This is a genomic window from Rhodococcus sp. NPDC003382 (assembly GCF_053589135.1).
In genome coordinates, this window is sequence record NZ_JBSFRH010000028.1 from 1 (window position 1) to 6,395 (window position 6,395).

Genomic DNA, 6,395 nt, shown 5'->3' on the forward strand with positions numbered 1-6,395 from the left:
AAACATACTCCAAAAAAAAAAATGGGGGCCGCCCCCGGGTCGCGGGGCCGCGGACCGATTCGTGAATCGCTGTGGTCAGCGACCTACGCGACTCAGCAGTCGAAGTACAGCTGGAACTCGTAGGGGTGCGGACGCAGGTTGACCGGAGCGATCTCCTGCTCGCGCTTGAGCGAGATCCAGGTCTCGATCAGGTCGGTGGTGAACACGCCGCCCTCGGTGAGGTACTCGTGGTCCTGCTCGAGACGGTCGATGACCGCGTTGAGGGACGTCGGAGCCTGCGGGATGTTCTTGGCCTCCTCCGGCGGGAGCTCGTAGAGGTCCTTGTCGACCGGAGCCATCGGCTCGATCTTGTTCTTGACGCCGTCCAGGCCGGCCATCATCTGCGCGGCGAAGTTCAGGTACGGGTTGCCCGAGGAGTCCGGCGCGCGGAACTCGAGGCGCTTGGCCTTCGGGTTGTTGCCGGTGATCGGGATGCGGACCGCGGCGGAGCGGTTGCGCTGGCTGTACACGAGGTTGATCGGAGCCTCGTAGCCCGGCACCAGGCGGTGGTACGAGTTGATCGTCGGGTTCGTGAAGGCGAGCAGCGACGGCGCGTGGTGCAGGATGCCGCCGATGTACCAGCGGGCGACGTCCGACAGGCCCGCGTAGCCGGCCTCGTCGTGGAACAGCGGCTTGCCGTCCTTCCACAGCGACTGGTGGACGTGCATGCCCGAGCCGTTGTCACCGAAGAGCGGCTTCGGCATGAAGGTGGCGGTCTTGCCGTTCTTCCACGCCGTGTTCTTGACGATGTACTTGAACAGCTGCAGGTCGTCGGCCGCGGCGAGCAGGGTGTTGAACTTGTAGTTGATCTCGGCCTGGCCGCCGGTGCCGACCTCGTGGTGGCCGCGCTCGAGCTCGAAGCCGGCAAGCTGCAGGTTGGTGGAGATCTCGTCACGCAGGTCGACGTAGTGGTCGTACGGGGCGACCGGGAAGTAGCCACCCTTCGGGCGCACCTTGTAGCCGCGGTTCGGGGTGCCGTCGGCGTTGTACTCGGCGCCGGTGTTCCAGGAGCCGGAGATCGAGTCGAGCTCGTAGAACGCACCGTTCATCTTCGAGTCGTACGAGACGGAGTCGAAGATGTAGAACTCGGCCTCGGCACCGAAGTACGCGGTGTCGGCGATGCCGGTGCTGATCAGGTATTCCTCGGCCTTACGAGCGACGTTGCGCGGGTCGCGCGAGTAGGACTCGCGGGTGAAGGGGTCGTGGACGAAGAAGCTGACGTTCAGGGTCTTGGCGGCGCGGAAGGGGTCGATACGCGCGGTGGTGACGTCCGGGAGGAGGAGCATGTCCGACTCGTGGATGGACTGGAAGCCGCGGACCGAAGATCCGTCGAAGGCCAGGCCGTCCTCGAAAACATCCTGGTTGAATGCCTTCGCGGGGATCGAGAAGTGCTGTTCGATGCCGGGCAGGTCGGTGAAGCGGATGTCGACGTACTCGACGTTTTCGTCCGCGATGAACTTGATGACCTCTTCGGCCGTGGTGAACGCCACGCTTGTGCTCCTTCAGTCGGTGCGCGCCAGTGTGATGGGCGCCTGCGTCGAATGCAGACGGTATGGACTCGGTGTTGCCCGCCCATCAAACCCATGTTTCGCCAGTGTTACACCTCGCGTCGTCCTGCGGTGAGGACGTAGTTTGTGGTAGAAGTCACCGGCGGTGCACGGGCTCGCCCTTCTAGGGCGGTCCACAGCCTATCCTGGACGCATGGCACGGATGACGGGCAGTTGGCTTTCCGGTCCCTCGGCGGCACTGCCGAAGGACCAGCAGCGCGAGCAGGACTATCCCGGGCAGCTGCTCGGACTCCCGCAGAACGGACCCGGATCGCTCGCCACCACGGGCAAGCGTGTGCTCGCTCTGATGATCGACTGGTTCACTGCGATGGGTGTCGCGATGCTGCTCGTCGGCGAGAACCCGCTCGAGAGCCCGAACCTGTCCGCCTACACCCTGATCGTCTGGTTCGTCGTCGGCGTCCTGTGCGTGACGCTGTTCTCGTTCACCCCCGGCCAGTACATCGCCGGCTTGCAGGTCGCGCGGGTCGACACTCCGGTGCGGGTCGGCATCATCCGCGCCCTGTCGCGTCAGCTGCTGCTCGTGTTCATCGCCCCCGCGCTCGTCACCGACGTCGACAACCGCGGCCTGCAGGACCGGGCCACCCAGACCGCCGTCGTCCGCAGGCGCTAGAGCTTTCGGCCCCCGCCTGACACAACGAGAAGGGCCGCTCCCGTGATCGGGAGCGGCCCTTCTCGTTCGCGTTCTCGTCAGCGTCGGCGGATCGTGCGCTGCACGCTGCGCATCTTCGCGCCGGGCGGCAACGGACCCTTCGGCATCGCGGGACCGGACTTCTTGGTGCTCAGCGCCGACAGTCGGCCCTCGATGGCATCCATGCGCTTGGTGTCGATGTTGCGGGGAAGCTTCGACAGATGCTTCTGCAGCTGCGACAGCTTCACCTGGCCCTCGTCGTTGCCGACCACGACCTCGTAGATCGGGGTGTCGCCGACCAGTCGTGCCACGCGCTTCTTCTCCTGCGCGATGAGACCCTTCACCCGGCCGGGCGAGCCCTCACCGACGAGGATGACGCCGGGGCGACCGATCACGCGGTGCACGGCGTCGAGCTGGGTGGTGCCGGCAACGGCCTGGGTCACGCGCCACGCGCCCTGAAGGTTGTCGAGCGCCCACGCGGCCGCACCGGCCTGACCCTCCGCTCTCGTGTAGACCGTCTTCTGCACGCGGCGACCGAAGACGATGAACGCCAGCAGCGCGCCGACGATGATGCCGATCGGCAGGAAGAACCACTGCAGCCCGAAGATCAGGCCGATCAGGAAGAACACGACGATCGACGCGACGAGCACACCGATCATCCACGGCAGCAGAAGCTTGTCTTCTTTGCGCTGGATCTGGAAGGCCTGCCAGAGCTGCGTGCGCCGCTCCTTCGATGCCTGCTTGCGCGCGGCCTTCGCCGCGGCTTTCGCTTCCTTGGTGGGTTTGCTGCCGTTCGCCATGCTTATCAGGATACGTTCCCCGTGATGGCGTCCTCGCCACCACGGGTCCCGTCTCCGGCTACTGCCCGAAGCGGGCGAGAACCGAGCTCGCCTCCTGCGACGCGGTGCCCTCCTGCGCGAGATGCGCCTGGCCCGCGGGCAACTCGCGGCCGTGATGGGCCATCGCCTGCGCGTAGAGGCGACCGGCGCGATAGGACGAACGCACCAGCGGTCCGGCCATCACGCCCGCGAAGCCGATCTCCTCGGCGGTCTTCGAGTGCGCGACGAACTCCTCGGGCTTGACCCACCGCTCCACCGGATGGTGCCGCGGGGACGGACGCAGGTACTGGGTGATGGTCACGATGTCGCAGCCGGCGTCGTGCAGGTCGTGCAGCGCCTCGGTCACTTCCTCGGGGGTCTCGCCCATCCCCAGAATCAGGTTGGACTTGGTGACCAGACCGAAGTCGCGGGCGGCGGTGATCACGTCCAGGGAACGCTGGTAGCGGAACGCCGGGCGGATCCGCTTGAAGATCCGCGGAACGGTCTCGACGTTGTGCGCGAGCACCTCGGGACGGGACTCGAACACTTCCTGCAGGAGCTCGGGCTTGCCGTTGAAGTCGGGGATGAGGTTCTCGACGCCGGTGCCCGGGTTCAGTTCGTGGATCTTCCGGACGGTTTCCGCGTAGAGCCAGGCGCCGCCGTCGGGCAGGTCGTCGCGGGCGACACCGGTGATGGTCGAGTAGCGCAGGCCCATCGCCTGAACGGACTCGGCGACACGGCGCGGTTCGTCGCGGTCGAGGGCGGTGGGCTTACCGGTGTCGATCTGGCAGAAGTCGCAGCGTCGGGTGCACTGCTCGCCGCCGATGAGGAAGGTCGCTTCGCGGTCCTCCCAGCATTCGTAGATGTTGGGGCAGCCGGCTTCCTCACAGACCGTGTGCAGACCTTCGCTGCGCACCAGGCCCTTGAGCTCGGTGTACTCCGGGCCCATTTTCGCCCGGGTCTTGATCCAGTTCGGTTTGCGTTCGATCGGCGTCTGCGCGTTTCGGGTCTCGATCCGCAGCAGTTTGCGTCCTTCTGGGGCCACAGTCACGGATCCGATCGTACGCCCGGGGAAAGGTTCGGCCCCGGCCGGGGAGCGCCCGGCCGGGGCCGTCCGGTGGAAGCCGTCAGAACCGCATGGTGGTGAACTCGGGGCGCTGTGCGGGCGGCTCGGACGCGGCGACGGCCTGCTCGAACGTGACCCGCTCGATGTCGTGCTCGGCGACCGGAAGCTTCCCGTCGAGCGCATCGACGACCGCGGTCGTCACGGCGTCGGTCACCTCGTCGACGGTGACGTCGCGGCCCAGTTCGCCCGTCAGCGACGCGACGCCCGCGTCGCGGATGCCGCACGGAACGATGGAGTCGAACGCGTCGAGCGCGGAATTGCAGTTGAGGGCGAACCCGTGCATCGCGACGCCGCGCTGGACCCGGATCCCGATCGCTGCGATCTTTCGTTCGGGAAGCCACCGGCCGTCGCGCAGTTCGGCGGGCAGCCACACCCCGGAACGGCCCTCGACGCGTCCACACCGCAGTCCCATGTCGGTGCACACGGTGATCAGGGCCTGCTCGAGACGTCGCACATAGTTCACGACGTCGATCGGCTCGGCGAGCCGCACGATGGGGTACCCGACGAGCTGACCCGGCCCGTGCCAGGTGATCTTGCCGCCGCGGTCGACGTCGATCACCGGGGTGCCGTCCTTGGGCCGGTCGCCTTCCTCGGTACGCCGACCGGCGGTGTAGACGGGGGGATGCTCGAGCAGGAGAAGCGTGTCGGCGCCGATGCCCTCGGCGCGCTCGGCAGCGAGTTCACGCTGACGTTCCCAGGCTTCGAGGTAACCGATCAGCCCCAGGCGGGCAACGACGACGGGATTCGGATCGAGTCGGGCGGAAGCTGTGGCGCTGCTCATGTATGTCGACCCTACGCCGTCCGGTGAGCGGTCAGAAGGGGAGGCGCTTCGCCGAGGGAACGATTTCTCGGGCGCCTTCGATCGGTCGCGGAAACGCCCGTAGCGGGGCGATGCCGGTGCGGCATCGCCCCGCTACGTGAGGCTTTCGGTCACCCGCAGGAACGGGTCACCGGGTCACAGACCGAGATCGGCCTCGAACGCGCCCTCCTCGAGACGGTGCTTGACCGTGGTGAGGAAGCGGCCGGCGTCGGCGCCGTCGATGAGGCGGTGATCGTAGGTCATCGGCAGGTAGCACATCGACCGCACACCGATCGACTCGTTGCCCGCCTCGTCCTTGACGACGACCGGACGCTTGACGATCGCGCCGGTGCCGAGCATCGCCGCCTGCGGCGGAACCAGGATCGGGGTGTCGAACAGCGCGCCCTGGCTGCCGATGTTGGTGATCGTGAACGTGCCACCGGCCAGCTCGTCGGGCTTGAGCCCACCGTTGCGGGCGCGGTCGGCGATGTCGACGATCGCCCGGGCGAGGCCGCCGAGGGTCAGGTCACCGGCGTTGTGGATCACCGGGGAGAGCAGGCCCTGCTCGGTGTCCACGGCGATGCCGAGGTGCTCGGCAGCGTGGTAGGTGATCTCCTTCTTGGCCTCGTCGTAGGACGCGTTGATGTTCGGGTGCACCCGCAACGCCTCGACCACGGCCTTCGCGAAGAACGGCAGGAAGGTGAGGTTCACACCCTCGCGTTCGGCGAACGACTTCTTCGCCTGCGCCCGCAGCTGCGCGATCTTGGTGACGTCGACCTCGAAGGTCTGCGTGAGCTGCGCGGTGCTCTGCAGCGATTCGCGGGTCTTGACCGCGGTGATCTGGCGGATGCGGTTGACCTTCTGGGTCGTGCCGCGCAGCTTCGCGAGCTCGGGGCGGACACCCGGGGCGTTCGCCGGGGCCGTCGGAGCGGCGGCAGCGGCCGGGGCGGCAGCGGCGGGAGCCTTCCCAGCCTGGGCCGCGGCGAGCACGTCCTGCTTGCGGATACGTCCGCCGACACCGGTGCCCTTGACGGTCGACAGGTCGACGTTGTTCTCGGCGGCGAGCTTGCGGACCAGCGGGGTCACGTACGGCGTCGCCTCACCCGAGGGTGCGGCCGCAGCCGGAGCCGCGGGAGCCGCAGCGGGCTTCGGCGCAGCCGGCGCGGGCGCCGGTGCCGGAGCAGCGGGAGCCTGGGCGGCCGGAGCCGGGGCAGGTGCGGCCGGAGCCGGAGCCGGGGCAGGTGCGGCCGGGGCCGGGGCGGGTGCCGCGGGGGCGGGTGCGGCTGCGGCGGGTGCGCCGGAGCCGACGACGGCGAGCTGCCCGCCGACCTCGACGGTGTCGTCTTCCTGGGCGTTGATCTCGAGGAGGATGCCGGCGACAGGGGACGGGATTTCCGTGTCGACCTTGTCGGTGGAG

Annotated in this window: 6 protein-coding genes; 1 reads left to right on the plus strand and 5 read right to left on the minus strand. The window is 67.9% G+C overall.

Annotation, left to right across the window (positions count from 1 at the left end; translation table 11 throughout):
* Positions 1 to 92: 92 nt before the first annotated feature.
* On the minus strand, positions 93 to 1,529 hold the full coding sequence (glnA, locus tag ACWDUD_RS18895; protein ID WP_450110265.1) for a type I glutamate--ammonia ligase: 1,437 nt from the start codon (positions 1,527 to 1,529) through the stop codon (positions 93 to 95).
* A gap of 211 nt (positions 1,530 to 1,740) precedes the next feature.
* On the opposite strand from glnA, the gene ACWDUD_RS18900 reads away from it, so the two are divergent.
* Entirely contained in the window at positions 1,741 to 2,217 is a 477-nt protein-coding gene (locus ACWDUD_RS18900; protein ID WP_450110266.1) for an RDD family protein, read from the plus strand.
* Between the two features lie 77 nt (positions 2,218 to 2,294).
* Here the strand turns inward: ACWDUD_RS18900 and ACWDUD_RS18905 are convergent, their stop codons facing one another.
* From ACWDUD_RS18905 to sucB, 4 genes are all read right to left on the minus strand, one after another.
* Positions 2,295 to 3,035 (minus strand): DUF4191 domain-containing protein, encoded by a 741-nt coding sequence (locus ACWDUD_RS18905; protein ID WP_450110267.1) that lies wholly within the window; start codon positions 3,033 to 3,035, stop codon positions 2,295 to 2,297.
* A 58-nt stretch (positions 3,036 to 3,093) separates the two neighbouring features.
* A complete protein-coding gene (gene lipA, locus ACWDUD_RS18910) occupies positions 3,094 to 4,104 on the minus strand; it encodes a lipoyl synthase (protein ID WP_450110268.1) in 1,011 nt (336 codons plus the stop codon).
* A gap of 76 nt (positions 4,105 to 4,180) precedes the next feature.
* On the minus strand, positions 4,181 to 4,960 hold the full coding sequence (gene lipB / locus ACWDUD_RS18915; protein WP_450110269.1) for a lipoyl(octanoyl) transferase LipB: 780 nt from the start codon (positions 4,958 to 4,960) through the stop codon (positions 4,181 to 4,183).
* A 174-nt stretch (positions 4,961 to 5,134) separates the two neighbouring features.
* Positions 5,135 to 6,395: 2-oxoglutarate dehydrogenase, E2 component, dihydrolipoamide succinyltransferase (gene sucB, locus ACWDUD_RS18920; RefSeq protein ID WP_450110270.1), on the minus strand; the 1,261-nt coding region annotated here is incomplete at its 5' end.

What these genes read in the sequence shown, in the direction of transcription:
- ACWDUD_RS18900 (WP_450110266.1), top strand. Translation starts at nt 1,741, where the DNA reads ATGGCACGGATGACGGGCAGTTGGCTTTCCGGTCCCTCGGCGGCACTG.
- lipB (WP_450110269.1), bottom strand. Translation starts at nt 4,960, where the DNA reads ATGAGCAGCGCCACAGCTTCCGCCCGACTCGATCCGAATCCCGTCGTC.
- ACWDUD_RS18905 (WP_450110267.1), bottom strand. Translation starts at nt 3,035, where the DNA reads ATGGCGAACGGCAGCAAACCCACCAAGGAAGCGAAAGCCGCGGCGAAG.